Origin of the sequence: Cryobacterium lactosi, assembly GCF_004403945.1 — a bacterium.
GTDB lineage: Bacteria > Actinomycetota > Actinomycetes > Actinomycetales > Microbacteriaceae > Cryobacterium > Cryobacterium lactosi.
Genome location: NZ_SOHM01000003.1, coordinates 11,989 through 26,419, shown reverse-complemented (window position 1 = coordinate 26,419; position 14,431 = coordinate 11,989). Strand labels below are relative to the sequence as shown.

Annotated in this window: 14 protein-coding genes; 8 read left to right on the top strand and 6 right to left on the bottom strand. The window is 68.6% G+C overall.

Features of this window, described 5'->3' with window-relative positions:
• The first annotated feature begins 136 nt into the window (after positions 1 to 136).
• The 3 genes from E3T61_RS01335 (at position 137) to E3T61_RS01325 (ending at position 3,169) form a co-directional block, all read left to right on the top strand.
• Positions 137 to 880 carry a GntR family transcriptional regulator gene (locus E3T61_RS01335; RefSeq protein ID WP_241992332.1) on the top strand — a complete coding sequence of 248 codons (744 nt, stop codon included), beginning with the start codon at positions 137 to 139 and terminating at the stop codon, positions 878 to 880.
• Between the two features lie 143 nt (positions 881 to 1,023).
• Positions 1,024 to 2,268 (top strand): PTS transporter subunit EIIC, encoded by a 1,245-nt coding sequence (locus tag E3T61_RS01330; RefSeq protein ID WP_134639133.1) that lies wholly within the window; start codon positions 1,024 to 1,026, stop codon positions 2,266 to 2,268.
• A gap of 115 nt (positions 2,269 to 2,383) precedes the next feature.
• Positions 2,384 to 3,169: a glucosamine-6-phosphate deaminase gene (locus E3T61_RS01325; protein WP_134639132.1), complete on the top strand. Its 786-nt coding sequence runs from the start codon at positions 2,384 to 2,386 to the stop codon at positions 3,167 to 3,169.
• Here the strand turns inward: E3T61_RS01325 and E3T61_RS01320 are convergent.
• Positions 3,166 to 3,804 carry a LysE family transporter gene (locus tag E3T61_RS01320; protein WP_134639131.1) on the bottom strand — a complete coding sequence of 213 codons (639 nt, stop codon included), beginning with the start codon at positions 3,802 to 3,804 and terminating at the stop codon, positions 3,166 to 3,168. The two genes, E3T61_RS01325 and E3T61_RS01320, sit on opposite strands and share 4 nt — an antisense overlap.
• A 68-nt stretch (positions 3,805 to 3,872) precedes the next feature.
• On the opposite strand from E3T61_RS01320, the gene E3T61_RS01315 reads away from it, so the two are divergent.
• The 5 genes from E3T61_RS01315 to E3T61_RS21800 all read left to right on the top strand — a co-directional run bounded on the left by E3T61_RS01315 (position 3,873) and on the right by E3T61_RS21800 (position 7,088).
• Positions 3,873 to 4,313 carry an Lrp/AsnC family transcriptional regulator gene (locus E3T61_RS01315; protein ID WP_134639130.1) on the top strand — a complete coding sequence of 147 codons (441 nt, stop codon included), beginning with the start codon at positions 3,873 to 3,875 and terminating at the stop codon, positions 4,311 to 4,313.
• A gap of 22 nt (positions 4,314 to 4,335) precedes the next feature.
• Positions 4,336 to 5,079, top strand: coding sequence for an AzlC family ABC transporter permease (locus tag E3T61_RS01310; protein ID WP_134639129.1), 744 nt, complete (start codon positions 4,336 to 4,338; stop codon positions 5,077 to 5,079).
• Positions 5,076 to 5,387 (top strand): AzlD domain-containing protein, encoded by a 312-nt coding sequence (locus tag E3T61_RS01305; RefSeq protein ID WP_134639128.1) that lies wholly within the window; start codon positions 5,076 to 5,078, stop codon positions 5,385 to 5,387. The genes E3T61_RS01310 and E3T61_RS01305 overlap by 4 nt, the downstream gene beginning before the upstream one ends.
• A 162-nt stretch (positions 5,388 to 5,549) precedes the next feature.
• On the top strand, positions 5,550 to 6,593 hold the full coding sequence (locus E3T61_RS01300) for an NAD(P)-dependent alcohol dehydrogenase (RefSeq protein WP_134639127.1): 1,044 nt from the start codon (positions 5,550 to 5,552) through the stop codon (positions 6,591 to 6,593).
• A gap of 285 nt (positions 6,594 to 6,878) precedes the next feature.
• Positions 6,879 to 7,088 (top strand): RNA polymerase sigma factor, encoded by a 210-nt coding sequence (locus E3T61_RS21800; protein ID WP_166793113.1) that lies wholly within the window; start codon positions 6,879 to 6,881, stop codon positions 7,086 to 7,088.
• 11 nt (positions 7,089 to 7,099) lie between these two features.
• Here the strand turns inward: E3T61_RS21800 and E3T61_RS21795 are convergent, their stop codons facing one another.
• From E3T61_RS21795 to uxaC, 5 genes are all read right to left on the bottom strand, one after another.
• The gene (locus tag E3T61_RS21795) at positions 7,100 to 8,527 is read right to left on the bottom strand and encodes a gluconokinase, GntK/IdnK-type (RefSeq protein ID WP_166793112.1); all 1,428 of its coding nucleotides are present in this window, start codon (positions 8,525 to 8,527) and stop codon (positions 7,100 to 7,102) included.
• Complete coding sequence (gene manD / locus E3T61_RS01285; protein ID WP_134639125.1) at positions 8,524 to 9,762, bottom strand: D-mannonate dehydratase ManD; 1,239 nt, start codon at positions 9,760 to 9,762, stop codon at positions 8,524 to 8,526. Before manD ends, E3T61_RS21795 begins: the two co-directional genes overlap by 4 nt.
• Positions 9,763 to 9,813: 51 nt before the next feature.
• Complete coding sequence (gene uidB / locus E3T61_RS01280; protein ID WP_134639124.1) at positions 9,814 to 11,289, bottom strand: glucuronide transporter; 1,476 nt, start codon at positions 11,287 to 11,289, stop codon at positions 9,814 to 9,816.
• 259 nt (positions 11,290 to 11,548) lie between these two features.
• Positions 11,549 to 13,000: a mannitol dehydrogenase family protein gene (locus tag E3T61_RS01275; protein ID WP_241992331.1), complete on the bottom strand. Its 1,452-nt coding sequence runs from the start codon at positions 12,998 to 13,000 to the stop codon at positions 11,549 to 11,551.
• Positions 12,997 to 14,409, bottom strand: a complete 1,413-nt coding sequence (gene uxaC / locus E3T61_RS01270; protein ID WP_134639123.1) for a glucuronate isomerase — start codon at positions 14,407 to 14,409, stop codon at positions 12,997 to 12,999. Before uxaC ends, E3T61_RS01275 begins: the two co-directional genes overlap by 4 nt.
• Positions 14,410 to 14,431 lie beyond the last annotated feature (22 nt).

Sequence of the window (14,431 nt, the reverse complement as noted above, 5' to 3'; positions counted from 1 at the left end):
ACCGCCGCACCTCCATTATCGAGTAATTGGACCGTACCAGTACGGACCACAAAGCGGAAGTGGTCCGAACTGTTGTCAGCTGGATCACAGAAAACCCGGCTTCCGAAAGCCAATACCCCGGAAAGGTAGTGCCGTCGTGACACAGCTCGACAGCCCGGTCCTCGCCAACGGCGCCGTGCCCAAGCACGTGCAGTTGCGGTCCATCCTGCTCGAACGAGTCGAGACCACCCTGGCGCCGCACGCCGCGATCCCGCCGGAGCGCAAGCTCATGACCAAGTACGGCGTGAGCCGGTCGACGGTGCGGGAGGCGATCCGCCAGCTGGTCGACGAGGGCGTGCTCTATCGCATCCAGGGCAAAGGCACCTTCGTCGCCGGGGAGCGGGTGCAGAGCGACCTGCACCTGGCTTCGTTCACCGAAGACATGCGCAGGCGCGGCCTCGTGCCCGCCACCGTCGTGATGGCGTCCACGTTGATCGAGGCACCCCTCGATGTGCGTGCGGCGTTGGGCCTGAAGGCCGGCGCGCAGGTGCAGCGGGTCGACCGTCTGCGGCTCGCCGGCGGCATCCCGATGGCCTTCGAACGCGGCTACTACCCCGCCGGACTGCTGCCCGACCTCGGCAGCCAGGACCTCACCCGGTCGCTCTACGCCACCTTCGCCACCGAGTACGGCCTGCGCATCGACCGCGCCGAGCAGACCGCCTGGGCCGAGACCGCGGATGCCGACCTCGCCGAAACTCTCGGAATCACCCCGGGTGGCCCCCTTCTCGTTTTCCTCCGCACCTCGTCGGCGGGGTCCACCCCCGTTGAGCACGTCACCTCCTGGTACCGGGGCGACCGCTACCAGATCCACATGACCCTCGACCTCAACCACGACCTGTAAGACAGCCCGCCCAGCCCCACAAGGGTGGCCGCCGGACCCACCGGCAGCGCCAGCATGCCGTCTTCCAGCCGAATACCCCTCAACCTGCACCAGACACGTTCACCCGTCCACAAGACAACCGAGCACCATCACAGGAGGAATCCATGTCCAGCACCACCGTAGATGCCGGAACGGGACGAAAAATCCCGGGCCTCGCCCAGCTCCAACGCATCGGTCGCAGCCTCATGCTGCCGATCGCCGCACTCCCCGCCGCCGGGCTCCTCCTGCGCCTGGGCCAGCCCGACCTGCTGGGCGCCATCCCGGGCTTTGAGACCGGGGCGGCGGTGATCGCATCCGCCGGTGGTGCGCTGTTCGACAACCTCGCGCTGCTCTTCGCCGTCGGAGTCGCGATCGGCTTCGCCAAGAAGGCCGACGGGTCGACCGCCCTGGCCGCCGTGGTCGGCTACCTGGTGTTCAGCAACGTCGGCAAAGCCATGTCCCCGCTCGTGATGGGGCTGCCGGAAAAGGGCGCCGAGCAGGTGCTGGTGAACTACAACGTTCTCGCCGGCGTGCTCATGGGCGTCGTCTCCGCCGTGCTGTGGCAGAAGTACCACCGGATCAAACTGCCCAGCTATCTGGCCTTCTTCGGCGGCCGTCGCTTCGTGCCGATCGTCACCGCCGTCGTCGCCCTGGTCCTGGGCGTCCTGCTCAGCTTCGTCTACCCTGCGTTCAGCAGCGGCCTCACCTCGTTCGGCTCGTTCGTCAGCTCCAACGACATCTGGGGCGGCTTCCTGTATGGCACCGCCAACCGGCTGCTCATCCCCGTGGGGCTGCACCACATCCTCAACTCGATGATGTGGTTCGTGATCGGTGACTACAACGGCGCCACCGGCGACCTGCACCGCTTCTTCGCCGGGGACCCCACCGCCGGCTCGTTCATGACCGGCTTCTTCCCGATCATGATGTTCGCCCTCCCGGCCGGCGCCCTGGCCATCTGGCAGGAAGCCAAGAAGTCGCAGAAGAAGATCGTCGGCGGCATCATGCTCACCGGCGCCCTCACCGCGATGCTCACCGGCGTCACCGAGCCGCTCGAGTTCTCCTTCATGTTCGTGGCCTTCCCGCTCTACGCCATCCACGCTGTGCTCACCGGCACCTCGCTCGCCCTGGTGAACTTCCTGGGCATCCGGGACGGCTTCAGCTTCAGCGCCGGCGCCTTCGACTACATCCTCAACTTCGGCCTGGCCGAAAAGCCCCTGCTGCTGATCCCCATCGGACTGGCTTACGGGGTCGTCTATTACTTCCTGTTCCGGTTCGTCATCCGCCGCTGGAACCTGAAGACCCCGGGCCGCGGCGACGACGAGATCGCGGAGGCCGGCGCACCCGACGTGCCCTCGACCACCACCGTTTAGCCTGACCCGCGCCATCCGCTCGCCGGTGGTCGTGGACCCGTTCCCCGACCACCGGCTCACCGGCTCACCCGCAAGATCACCCGCACCATCCCACCAATCGCACCTGGAGCATCCCTTGGCTGAAGTAGTCGTCCTCGAATCCGAGACCGACGCCGGCGTCCTCGCCGCCGCATCGATCAGAAGATTGATCAGCCAGAAACCGGAGGCAGTGCTCGGCTTGGCCACCGGCTCAACCCCGATGCCGCTCTACCGGGCCCTCGCCGAATCGTTTCGCACCGACCCGCTCGACGTCTCCGCGGTGCGCGGTTTCGCCCTCGACGAATACGTCGGCCTGCCCAGCGGGCACCCGGAGAGCTACCGGGCCGTCATCACCCGCGACGCGGTCCTGCCCCTCGGCCTGACCCCCGGCAACATCCGGGTGCCCAACGGCGACCTGGCCACCCTCGAAACCGCGGGCACCGACTACGAGGCCGCCATTCGCGCAGCCGGCGGTGTCGACGTGCAGATTCTCGGCATCGGCCGTACCGGCCACGTCGGCTTCAACGAGCCCGGCTCCTCATTCGCGTCGCTGACCAGGGTGAAGACCCTCACCGAGAAGACCAGGGCCGACAACGCCAGGTTCTTCGACTCCCCCGACGACGTTCCCATCCACTGCATCACCCAGGGACTGGGCACCATCCGCCGGGCCCGCCACCTGATCCTGCTGGCCTTCGGCGAAGAGAAGGCCGAAGCGATCGCCGCGGCGGTCGAGGGACCGGTCACCTCCAGCAGCCCCGGCTCCGTCATCCAGTTGCACCCGCACGTCACGGTGCTCGTCGACGAGGCGGCCGCCTCCCGCCTGGCCAACCTGGCCTACTACCGGTACGCGTACGCGAACAAGCCGGCCTGGCAGATCGTCTAGACCAGCGCCCGCAGGGCGGCGATCACCGCGGCCGCTCCGAGAACAACGACCAGGCCGTAACCACAGGCGCTCAGGATCGCCTCGCCGCGCACCCCGATCCGGCCGCCCCCGACCGTTCCGAGCGCAACCAGGACCAGTTGCCAGGAGATGGAGGCGGCCACGGCGCCGGCCACGAAGACGAGCGGCGCCGTCTCGAGGCCGAGAGACGGCGGGAGTGCCGCGGTCAGCGCCGCGAAGTAGAGCAGCGTCGCCGGGTTCACAAGGGTGAGCCCGGCGAACGTCGCGAAGACCCGGCCGGATGCCGGCGGGCGGCGCACCCGGTCGGACGGCGCGGCAGGGGCCGTCCGGCGCATCAGCCCGCGGACGCCCAGCGCCACGAGGACCAGCCCCGCACACAGCGCCGGCGCCGCTCCCCACGAGGCGATCACCGGAGCGACCGCTGCGCCGAGCAGCACCGCGGCGGCGCAGTAGAGCCCGTCGACCATCGCCACGGCCAGCGCGGCTGAGGCCCCGGCCCGGAATCCGCCGGTCATGGCCTCCCGCACCACGAGCAGGCCGATCGCGCCGAGCGGCACGGCCACGCCCCAGCCCGCCAGCAGCCCGCCGACGAACAACGGTCCCCAGGTGATCTCCATGAGCACGATCCTGCCCCGCCGCTGCAGCCCCACCTAGTATTTCTCGGCGGCACGGTTACAATCGCGGCATGGACGATCTGGACGGCGAAATCATCGGCATCTTGCGCACCGACGGGCGCATTTCCTTCAGTGCGCTCGGGGCCGCGGTGGGGCTCAGCACGAATGCCGCAGCCGCCAGGGTGCGGAAGCTCGAGGCCTCCGGGGTCATCGTGGGCTACCGGGCCGTGCTGGCCGATGATTCCCCGTTGGGACCGCTCGGGCTGGAGGCGTTCATCGACGTGCGGCTCCGCGCCGACGCGGACTCCGACACCTTCCTCCTCGCCGCGCTGGCTGAGCCCGAGGTGCGCGATGCCGCGCACGTGACCGGTCCCTACGACTACCTGCTGCACGTGTGGGTCAGCGACACCACCCACCTGAACGAGCTGTTGCACCGCCTGAAGAAGCAGGCCGGAGCCGGCCAGACCCAGACCCGTCTCGCGTTGCGCCCGCCCGCCACCGCGAGGGAGTGACACGCGCCGATAGGATCGTGCGGTGCACACGTCCCTCGCCCAGTCCCCCGGTGCCCGGGTCGGCTTGTCCATCGCCGTGGCGACCGGGTTGTACGGCGTCTCGTTCGGCGCCCTGTCCGTGGCGTCCGGCTTGACCGTTTGGCAGACCCAGGCGCTCAGCCTGCTGTTGTTCTCCGGCGGGTCACAGTTCGCGTTCATCGGGGTCATCGCGGGCGGCGGCACACCGGTGGCCGCCGCGAGCGCGGCAGCGCTGCTGGGCATCCGCAATGCGGTGTACGGGATGCAGATGAACGTGTTGCTGCACCCGCGCGGCTGGCGGCGCTTCGCCGCCGCCCACGTGACCATCGACGAGTCGTTGGCCACCAGCACCGGCCAGAGCGACCCCGTCGAGCAGAAACGCGGCTTCTGGGTCGCCGGGGTGGGCATCTTCGTGCTGTGGAACCTGTTCACCCTGGTCGGGTCGTTGGCCGGCGACGCACTGGGCGACCCGAAGCGCTGGGGCCTGGACGGCGCCGCCGTCGCCGCATTCCTGGCGCTGCTCTGGCCCCGGCTGCGGTCGCGGGAGGCCGGCGCGATCGCCGTGGCCTGCGCCCTCGCCACCGTGCTCACAGTGCCGTTCGTGCCGCCCGGCATTCCGATCCTCGTGGCCGCGGTCGTCGCGGGCCTGATCGGCTGGTTCGGTTATCGCAGCGGGCCGGATGGCGAGGGCCTGGAGCCTGACATCGATCCGTACCCGGGCGAGCCCGGTCGAGCGGCAAGCTCGTGAGCCTGTGGGGATGGATCCTCGTGGCCTGTGCCGTGGGTTTCCTCACGAAACTGCTCGGCTACCTGGTGCCCAAGAAGTGGCTCACGAACCCCCGGGTGGCCCGCGTGGCCGGTACCCTCACCATCGGCCTGCTGGCCTCGCTCACGATCGCGAACACCATGGCGTCCGGGCAAACTCTCGCCGTCGACGCCAGGCTCGGCGCCCTCGCGGCGGCCGCCGTGGCGCTGTGGTTGAAGGCACCGTTCCTCGTCGTGGTCATCGTGGGCGCGGCCGCGGCCGCCGGCCTGCGGTTGCTTGGCCTGCCGTAACCTCCGGCTTTTCCATCGTCTGGCGCAGAAGCGCCGGATCGACGTGGCGGTCACTGCCGGATATTCCGCCCAAGGGTGCCCTGTTTGTACCTGCTTCGTAGCGCCCGGCACCTTCGGCGCATGCTTGGATTGTTCGACCCATCCGAGATCCCCGGGAGAACCATGCTCACAGTCAACGCCTACGCCGCCCCCTCTGCCACCGAACCCCTGGTCAAGACCACCATCCAGCGACGGGACCTCGGCCCGGCCGATGTCCTGATCGAGATCAGGTACTCCGGCATCTGCCACTCCGACATCCACACCGTGCGTGGCGAATGGGGACCGATCCAGTACCCGCAGGTTGTCGGTCATGAGATCGTCGGCATCGTCGCCGAGGTCGGCTCAGAGGTCAGCCTGCACCACGTGGGCGACCGCGTCGGTGTGGGATGCATGGTCAACTCCTGCCGCGAGTGCGAGAACTGCCTCGCCGGCGAGGAGCAGTACTGCCTGAAGGGCAACACCGGCACCTACGCCGCCGTCGACCTGGACGGCACCATCACGCAGGGCGGCTACGCGACCCACATCGTCGTGGTGGAGGACTTCGTGCTCAAGGTGCCCGAGAGCATCCCCTTCGAGGCCGCCGCTCCCCTGCTGTGCGCCGGCATCACCACGTACTCGCCGCTCTCACACTGGAACGCCGGCCCAGGCAAGAAGGTCGCCGTGGTCGGTATGGGCGGCCTCGGCCACATGGCCGTGAAGATCGCCCACGCCATGGGCGCCGAGGTCACGGTGCTCTCGCAGAGCCTGAGCAAGCAGGAAGACGGCCTGCGCCTGGGCGCCGACCATTACTACGCCACGAGCGACCCGGCCACCTTCGAGACGCTCGCGAACACCTTCGACCTCATCATCAACTCCGTCAGCGCACTCATCGACATCAACGCCTACCTGTCGCTGCTGCGCCTGGACGGCACCCTGGTGAGCGTCGGCGCTCCCGCCGAGCCGCTGCCGGTGCAGGTGTTCAGCCTGTTCGGCAACCGCCGGTCGTTCGCCGGTTCCGGTATCGGCAGCATCCGCGAGACCCAGGAGATGCTCGAATTCTGCGCCGAGCATGGCATCGCCCCCGAGACCGAGCTGGTTGCCGCTGACTACATCAACCAGGCCTACGAGCGGGTGCTGGCATCGGATGTGCGGTACCGCTTCGTGATCGACGTGGCCACCATGGCCTGAGGGTCTCATTCCCCCGCGGGGCACCCCTGACTCCTCGGAGTCGCGGGTGCCCCGACGCCGTGGGACGTGATGTGTTAGTGTGGATAGTTGCGCGTCGATCTTTATCACGATCCGACCCCTCCGCTGCCCCAATCCATGGCCGGAGCCGCACACCGCTCGACCGGGTCACTACCCGGCCGGACACACTCGACCGGGACTTTCGGTCGATCATCTACGCTGTTCGAATTCCGGCGCACGCGATGCTGCGCGCCGCCTTCACACGTCCATACGAAAAGTACGATTTACATGTTCACTCCCACCATCAACCTCGACAACGCCACGGAAGCCATCGAGACCCTGGCTCCCGAACACCGCCAGGCGATCCACCTCGCCTACTACGCGGGCTTCAACAACGACCAGGTCGCCGATCTCCTCGGCGTCACCCCCGCCGTCGCCGACAGCCGCCTCAGCGAGGGCCTCACGCACCTGCGCGAAGCCCTCCGCGTCGCCGCCTGAGCGCCGCCCCCTTAGATCGCGGCGATGACCGCGCTCATCGTGTGCGCCGCACCCGGCGCCAGGGTGATCTCGTCGTCCAGGACGTTGGCTGCCTCGACACACACCATGCCGGTCCACTCGTCGTTGCCGAAGTCGGCCATCGCCGCGGCCTTGGCGTGCCAGGGATTCCAGATCACCCGGCTCTGTGAGCCCTCTGTGCTGATCCCCACCGTGCGCCCGGTGCCGTCGGCGACTCGCACCGCGACAGTGGTCCTCTGGTAGATACGGTCGGTTTCGCCGCTGAACCGCACCGGCCGAGCCTCACTGCTTCGCGCCTGCGGGTCGCCGAGACGGTCGAGAAACTCCTGATCTTCGAATCCCGAGATCGCAACGGCACGGATGTCGGGGACGCTCAGATAGGTGTGGAACGCTTCCGCGAATCTGACCGGGGTCACGTCGAGGTTGCGCACCTGCAGGGACAGACCCAGCTGGGCGCCGACCGACACCGTGTAGAGCGCCTCGAAACGATGCGGCCACGCGGAATTCCGGCTGCCGTCGGTGTCGCTGAGACGGAAGACCAGCACGGTGTTTCCGCCCGCCTCCCCCGCCTCAACCAGCTGCCACTCGGCCAGCCGGGCGAAGCCGTGCGCCGGCGCGGTCGGATCGGCCGGCAGCGCCCCGAACCAGGGGAAGCAGAGCGGCACCCCGCCGCGGATCGGCCGGTCGGGTGCGAACTCGCTGAGTGCGCTCATCCACAGCACCGGCGGTCGACCCGTCGGTGCCCAGCTGGTCACGTGCGCACCGTGCAGGTACACCTCGGCCGTGCCGGCGGCACCGTCGACCCTGACGACGGGCAGGCCACCCTGGCCGATTCCGATCGTCACGGATGCGGGCAGCGCCGGTGCGGCCAGACGCGCCACGGATTCCGCGACAACGTTGAGCACCGGCTGGTCGATGTCGACGGCGAAGCCCGGCTCATCGTCGTGCAGTTCCTCCAGGGTCGCCAGTTGCGACCGGAGGAGAGCCGGCGGCATGAAGTGCTCGCTGCGGCCCTCGAGCCGGGTGCCGAGCACCTCGAGCGAGCCGTCCAGGTGCACGAACCGCACGTGGGGTGCGGCGCTGAGGATCGCGTCGCGGTAGACCCGTTTGAGTGCTGAACAGGCGATGACCAGCCCCGTCCCGGCAGCCCCAGCCTCGGCGAGGGCCTCCCCCACCAGCGCCAGCCACGGCCACCTGTCGTCATCCGTCAGCGGCACCCCACCGGCCATCTTGACGATGTTCGCCTGCGGGTGCAGCCCGTCGGCGTCGGTGAACGGGACCCCCAGGGAGTGCGCCAGGAGCGCGCCGATGGTGCTCTTGCCCGACCCGGACACCCCCATGACGACGACCTGGAGCGGGACCGTCGCCCCGGTCCTGGTCCCCCTCTGGTCGGCAGCGGGGCGCTGCAGCGTCGCGCTCACCAGTCGTGGACCGTTCCGTCGGCCAGCCGGTTGTAGGGCAGGTAGGCGGTCGCGTACGGGTACTTGCCCGCCTCGTCGACGTTCAGCTCCACCCCGAGTCCGGGCTTGTTGCCGGGGTGCAGCATGCCGTTGTTCCAGCTGTAGGACTGCTCGAAGACCGCGTTGGTCTTGTCGCCGTGCTTCATGTATTCCTGGATGCCGAAGTTGTGGATGGCCAGGCCGAGGTGCATCGCCGCGGCCATGCCCACGGGCGAGATGTCGGTCGGTCCGTGCATGCCCGACTTGATCTGGTACTGCGCCGCGAACTCGAGGATCTTCTTGAGGTGCGTGATGCCACCGGTGTGGGTCACAGCGCTGCGCACGTAGTCGATGAGCTGCTCGCGGATGATCTGCTGGTAGTCCCAGATCGAGTTGAAGATCTCACCGATCGCCAGCGGCGTCGTGGTGTGCTGACGCACCAGGCGCAGTGCCTCCTGGTTCTCGGCCGGCGTGCAGTCCTCGAGCCAGAACAGGTCGTACGGCTCGAGCGACTTGCCGAGCTTGGCGGCCTGGATTGGCGTCATCCGGTGGTGGCCGTCGTGCAGAAGCGGCAGCTCAGGGCCGAACTCGTTGCGCACGGCCTCGAACACGGTGGGCACGTGGCGGAGGTACGAACGGGTGTCCCAGTCCTCCTCGGCGGGCAGGGCCCCGCGCTGGGCGGGCTCATGGTCGTAACGCACGCCCTCGTTGCCGGGCAGGCCCTTGTTCGAGGCGATGCCGTAAATCGATTCGAGTCCGGGAACCCCGGTCTGCACCCGGATGGCCTTGAAGCCCTGCTCCAGGTGGGAGTTGACGCTGTCGAAAACCTCGTTGAGAGATTTGCCCGAGGCGTGACCGTAGGCGAGCAGGCCGGTGCGCGAGGCGCCGCCGAGCAGCTGGTAGAGCGGCATCCCGGCGGCCTTGGCCTTGATGTCCCACAGCGCCACGTCCACTGCAGAGATCGCGGCCATGGTGACAGGGCCCCGGCGCCAGTAGGCGCTGCGGTAGAGGAACTGCCAGGTGTCCTCGATGTTGTGCGCGTCGCGGCCGAGCAGCAGCGGCACGATGTGCTCGGTGAGATAGGCCACCACGGACAGCTCGCGACCGTTGAGGGTGGCATCGCCGAGGCCGGTGAGGCCGTCGTCGGTGGTGAGCTTGAGGGTGACGAAGTTGCGGTCGGGGCTGGTGACGATTACTTCAGCCTTGTCGATCTTCACGAGTGCTTCCTTCTGTTGGAACTACGGGGTGATGGGTTAGTTGGGGGGAGGTCAGTCGACCGATGGCGGGGTACTTCCCGGCCGGTACGCCCGGAAGGACGCCGTCGAGAGCGACGGGTCGATGGGCGGTTCACCGTCTTCGGTGCCGGCGCGGCGTGCGGCGATCTCGGCGACGATGATCGCGTGACGTTTGTCGGTCAGCGGGTAGAAGATCATCACGGCGACGGCGATCAGTGACGCCACGAGCGGGACCAATCCGGCGCCGGCGCGGATGCCGAGTTCTGCAGAGGCCGACTGCACGGTTTCGCCGGCGGCGTAGCCACCCCAGGCGAGGGAGAACGCCGCCAGGGCGCCACCCACAGCCTGTCCGGTCTTGCGGGTGAAGGAGAACAGCGCGTAGGTCATGCCTTCGGCACGGATCCCGGTCTTCCACTCGCCGTATTCCACGGTGTCGGCTTCCAGCGCCCACACCAGCATGTTCACGAGGATGATGCCGACCATGCAGACGGCGAGTCCGGAGAAGCCCAACCAGGCCATGGTTGCGGGGGCGAAGAAGACGACGAGACCGCCGGCGGCCATGATTCCGCAGCCGGCCATGTAGGCCGCGCGCTTGCCGAACTTGCGCACGATGGCCGGAATGAAGACGGCCAGGCCGAAGGTGGCCACGATCTGGAAAATAGAGAGTGCGGCGTAGAGGGGCAGGGCGTTCAGCACGTCGCGCAGGTAATAGAGCTGCACAGTGGTGAGCGCGAGGTAGCCGGTGAGGAAGACGAACGAGCTGATGCAGAGCATGAACAGGGGCTTGTTGCCCTTGAGGGTGGACAGGCTCTGCTTCAGGGACAGCTGGTTGACGGTGCGAACGACCTGTTCCTTGGCGGTGAAAACCGTGAACATGTACAGCGCCGTTCCGATGACCACGAAGCTCAGCGTCATGATGGTGAACGTGGCCTGCAGGTCGGCGCCGGGAACGATAAGCGGCGCCACGAAGATGCCGAGTCCGGCACCGACGACCATGCCACCGATGGTGCGCGCGCTGGCCAGTTTCGCCCGGCCGGTGGGGCTCTGGGTCATCGCGCCGGCCATCGAGCCGAACGGGATGTTCACCAGGCTGTAGGCCAGCCCGAGCGCGGCGTAGGTGCAGTAGGCGTAGATGAGCATTCCGCTCTCGCCGATCTGGGGCACCGAGAAGGTGGCCGCGGAGAGCAGAAGCAGCGGGATGGACCCGAACATGATGAACGGGCGGAACTTGCCGAACCGCTTGCTATAGGCCCGGTCCACGATGCGGCCGGCGAACACATCGGCGAAGGCGTCGAAGATGCGCACCACGAGGAGGAGGGTGCCGGCCGCGGCGGCGGAGATTCCCGCGACATCCGTGTAGTAGACCAACAGGAACATGGTCGCTGTGGTGAAGGCCAGATTGTTCGCGGCGTCGCCGGCGCCGTAGCCGACGATGCTGAGCCTGCTCAACGTGGCGGGGGCGGTCGTGCGTGCGGGGGTGTCCGCGTTCACGATGACTGAGGTTGACATGGGGCTCCTTTACCCGTTGTACGGCCCATTCGCGACTGTGCGAGACCGTTGGCACCTCGGTGCCGTGCATTCAGTAGAACACGCTCGACTCTTATTGGCAAGCGGTTGCCAATATCCGGCTTCGGACCCTCGCGACCTCACTGTTGCCGCCGCGGGCATCTGGGCCCGGTGCGCCGGACGCAGTTGTCCGAAACGGCAACAGAAGACCCCCGCGGCAGCGCCACGGGGGTCTTCTGTTTCGCCAGAGCTTGGGCCGGTTTCAGCCGGCGTGGGGCTCCGTGGCGACGGCGCGGATGGCGGCGAGCACTGTTGCATCCGTCGCCAGGCGCGGGTCGACCAGGGTGACGAGTCTCTCGATGAGGCCGTCCTCCCCCGCCGCCACGGCAGCGGCCACGGCCGCGGAGTCCTGGTCCACGAGCGGATACCCCGACCGGACCAGCGCCACCCAGGAGCCGATGGCCCGGATGCCGGCACTCGACTGCCGGCCGGCGGCACGCTCGGCGAGCACCGTCGGCACGATTCGCACGCGCAGCTTGGTCACGGCTTCGCCGGAAATCTGGCCGAGCCGATGCTCGATGCGGGCGTTGTCGAAGCGCGTGAGCAGGGCGGCCCGGTAGGCGTCGAGCTCGAGGCCCTCGGCGGCCAGGTGCCGAACGACACTGTCCCACCAGTCGTTCACCCAGCGGCGGCAGTCCGGGTCGGCCATGGCCTGGGCCACAGTCTCGTGACCGCGCACCAGGCCGGCGTAGGCCAGCAGGCTGTGGGCGCCGTTGAGCAGCCACAGTTTGCGCTGCTCGAATGGCTCGATGTGGTCGACGAACCGGGCACCGGCTCGTTCCCAGGCCGGGCGTCCGGCCGGGAAGGATCCGCTGAGCACCCAGTCCCGGAAGGGCTCGGTGACCACGGCCGCAGCGTCGTGCCAGCCCGTGAGGGTGGCGGCAGCGGCAAGGTCGGCCGGGGTCGTGCGCGGGGTGATCCGGTCCACCGACGTCGAGACGAACGACAGCTCGGTGTCGATCCAGTCGGCCAGGGCGGGGCTGGTCAGGCGGGCCAGGTCACCGAGCCCGCCGGCGAGGAAGTCCCCGTTGTCGGGGATGTTGTCGCAGGACACGATCGCCAGTGGGCCGGAGTCGGAGCGGCGTCTGGCATCGAGCCCGAGCAGCAACCGCCCCAGGGTGGTGGTCGGGCCGTCCCGCACCGTCTCCGGCACGGCATCCGCAGCCAGTGCTTCGCGCAGCCAGGCCACGTCGGCCGCCACGGCGGGGTCGGCCAGGTTGAGCCGGCCGTCGGACGTCAGCCGGTAACCGGCCTCGGTGATCGTCAGGGTCACGATGCTCGTGGCGGGCGCTGCGAGAAGCTCGCGCAGCCGGGTGAGGTCGGCTCCGTCAACGGCCTCCACGATGCTGGTCACGATGGTCGCCGAGTCCCCGGCCTCCGAGCGCTCGATGAGAGTGAAGAGGCCGTCCTGCGGCGCGAGCTCCCGGGCGGCCTGGGAATTGCGGCCGGTGAAGGCGGCGATGCCCCATTCGGCGTCCTCATCGACCTGGGCGGTGAACCAGGCCTGGTGCGCCCGGTGGAACGCGCCCAGGCCGAGGTGCACGATGCGCACCGGGGCGGTCTTCTGCGGCTGTCGGGTGCGTGCCGCGTAGGCGGCGCGGCCCAGCGCGTGCATGGTGTCGACCTCGGCGGCGTCGGTGGTGGCGGTACTCACAGTTTGAAGACCTTTCGCGGGATGGTGTCGACGAGGTCGACGATGATGCGTTCGGCCGAGCGGATGTCGGTGCGCCCCTCCCGCACGAGACGGGCCAGGAAGGCCGCATCCAGGCGCCGGGCCATTTCGTGCCGCGCCGGGATAGAAAGGAAGGCGCGGGTGTCGTCGATGAACCCGGAACCTCGGTAGAATCCCGCGGTCTCGGTCACTGACGCCCGGAACCGCAACACGGCGTCCGGGGCATCCAGGAACCACCACGGCGCGCCGATGTAGACGCTCGGGTAGAAGCCGGCGAGCGGGGCGATTTCCCTCGAGTAAGCCGTCTCGTCGACGGCGAAGAGCACGAGGTGGAAGTCGGGCAGGTTGCCGTACTTCTCCAGCAGGGGGCGGAGCGGGTCGACGTAGGTCGTCGTGACCGGGATGTCGTGGCCCGTGTCGGCTCCGAACCGGGTGAAGGTGTCGGTGTTGTGGTTGCGGAAGACGCCGGGGTGCACGGTCATGACGAGGCCGTCGGCCACGCTCATGCGCGCCATCTCGAGCAGCATGTGCCCGCCGAAGGCCCGCGACTCTGCGGCCGACAGCGTGCCGGCCCGAGCGCCTTCGAAGAGGCTCGCTGCTTCAGAGGTGGACAGGTCGACCGCGAGCGGCTGGAGGACGCCGTGATCTGCGGACACGGCTCCGTGGTCCGCGAAGTAGCGCCGGCGCCCGGCGAGCGCGTCGATGTAGCCCTGGTAGCTGGACGGCTCCGTACCGTTCCAGTCGGCCAGGCGGTCCACGTTCCCGGCGAAACCGGCCGCGGCGGGGTTCAGGTAGGCGTCGGGGCGGAAGGTGGGCAGCACCCGGCCCGAGAAGGTGGGGTCGTCGGCCAGCGCCCGGTGCACGGCGAGGTCGTCCATCGGATCATCGGTGGTGGCGAGGACCTCGATGCCGAACTGGTCGAACAGCGCACGCGGCCGGAAGGAATCCGTGGCCAGGGCGGCCTGAATCGTGTCGAAGAGCGCATCCGCGTTCTGCGCATCCGGATGCTGGTCGATGCCGAAGAGTTCGCTGAACTCGTGCTGCAGCCAGTAGCCGGATGCCGTGCCCGCGTAGAGGTGCCAGTGCGCGCAGAAGGTGCGCCACACCTCGCGGGGCGGGGCCACCGGCGTGCCCGAGACCCGGTCGGGGATGCCCAGGTCGCAAAGCCGCACCCCGGCGGCGTGCATCAGGCGGGTGACGTAGTGGTCGTACCGGATGAGCAGCTCTGCAGGGTCGGGGAACGGGACGTTGCCGAGCAGGATGGCGGGATCGACATGTCCGTGCGGCGAGAGGATGGGGAGCGCGGCCACTTCTGTGTAGAGCGCTCTGGCCACCTCGCGCGTCGCAGGATCGACGGGGAACAGTCGGTCTGGATCGAGGTCAAGTTTCATGGTCACTCCTTCATGGAACACG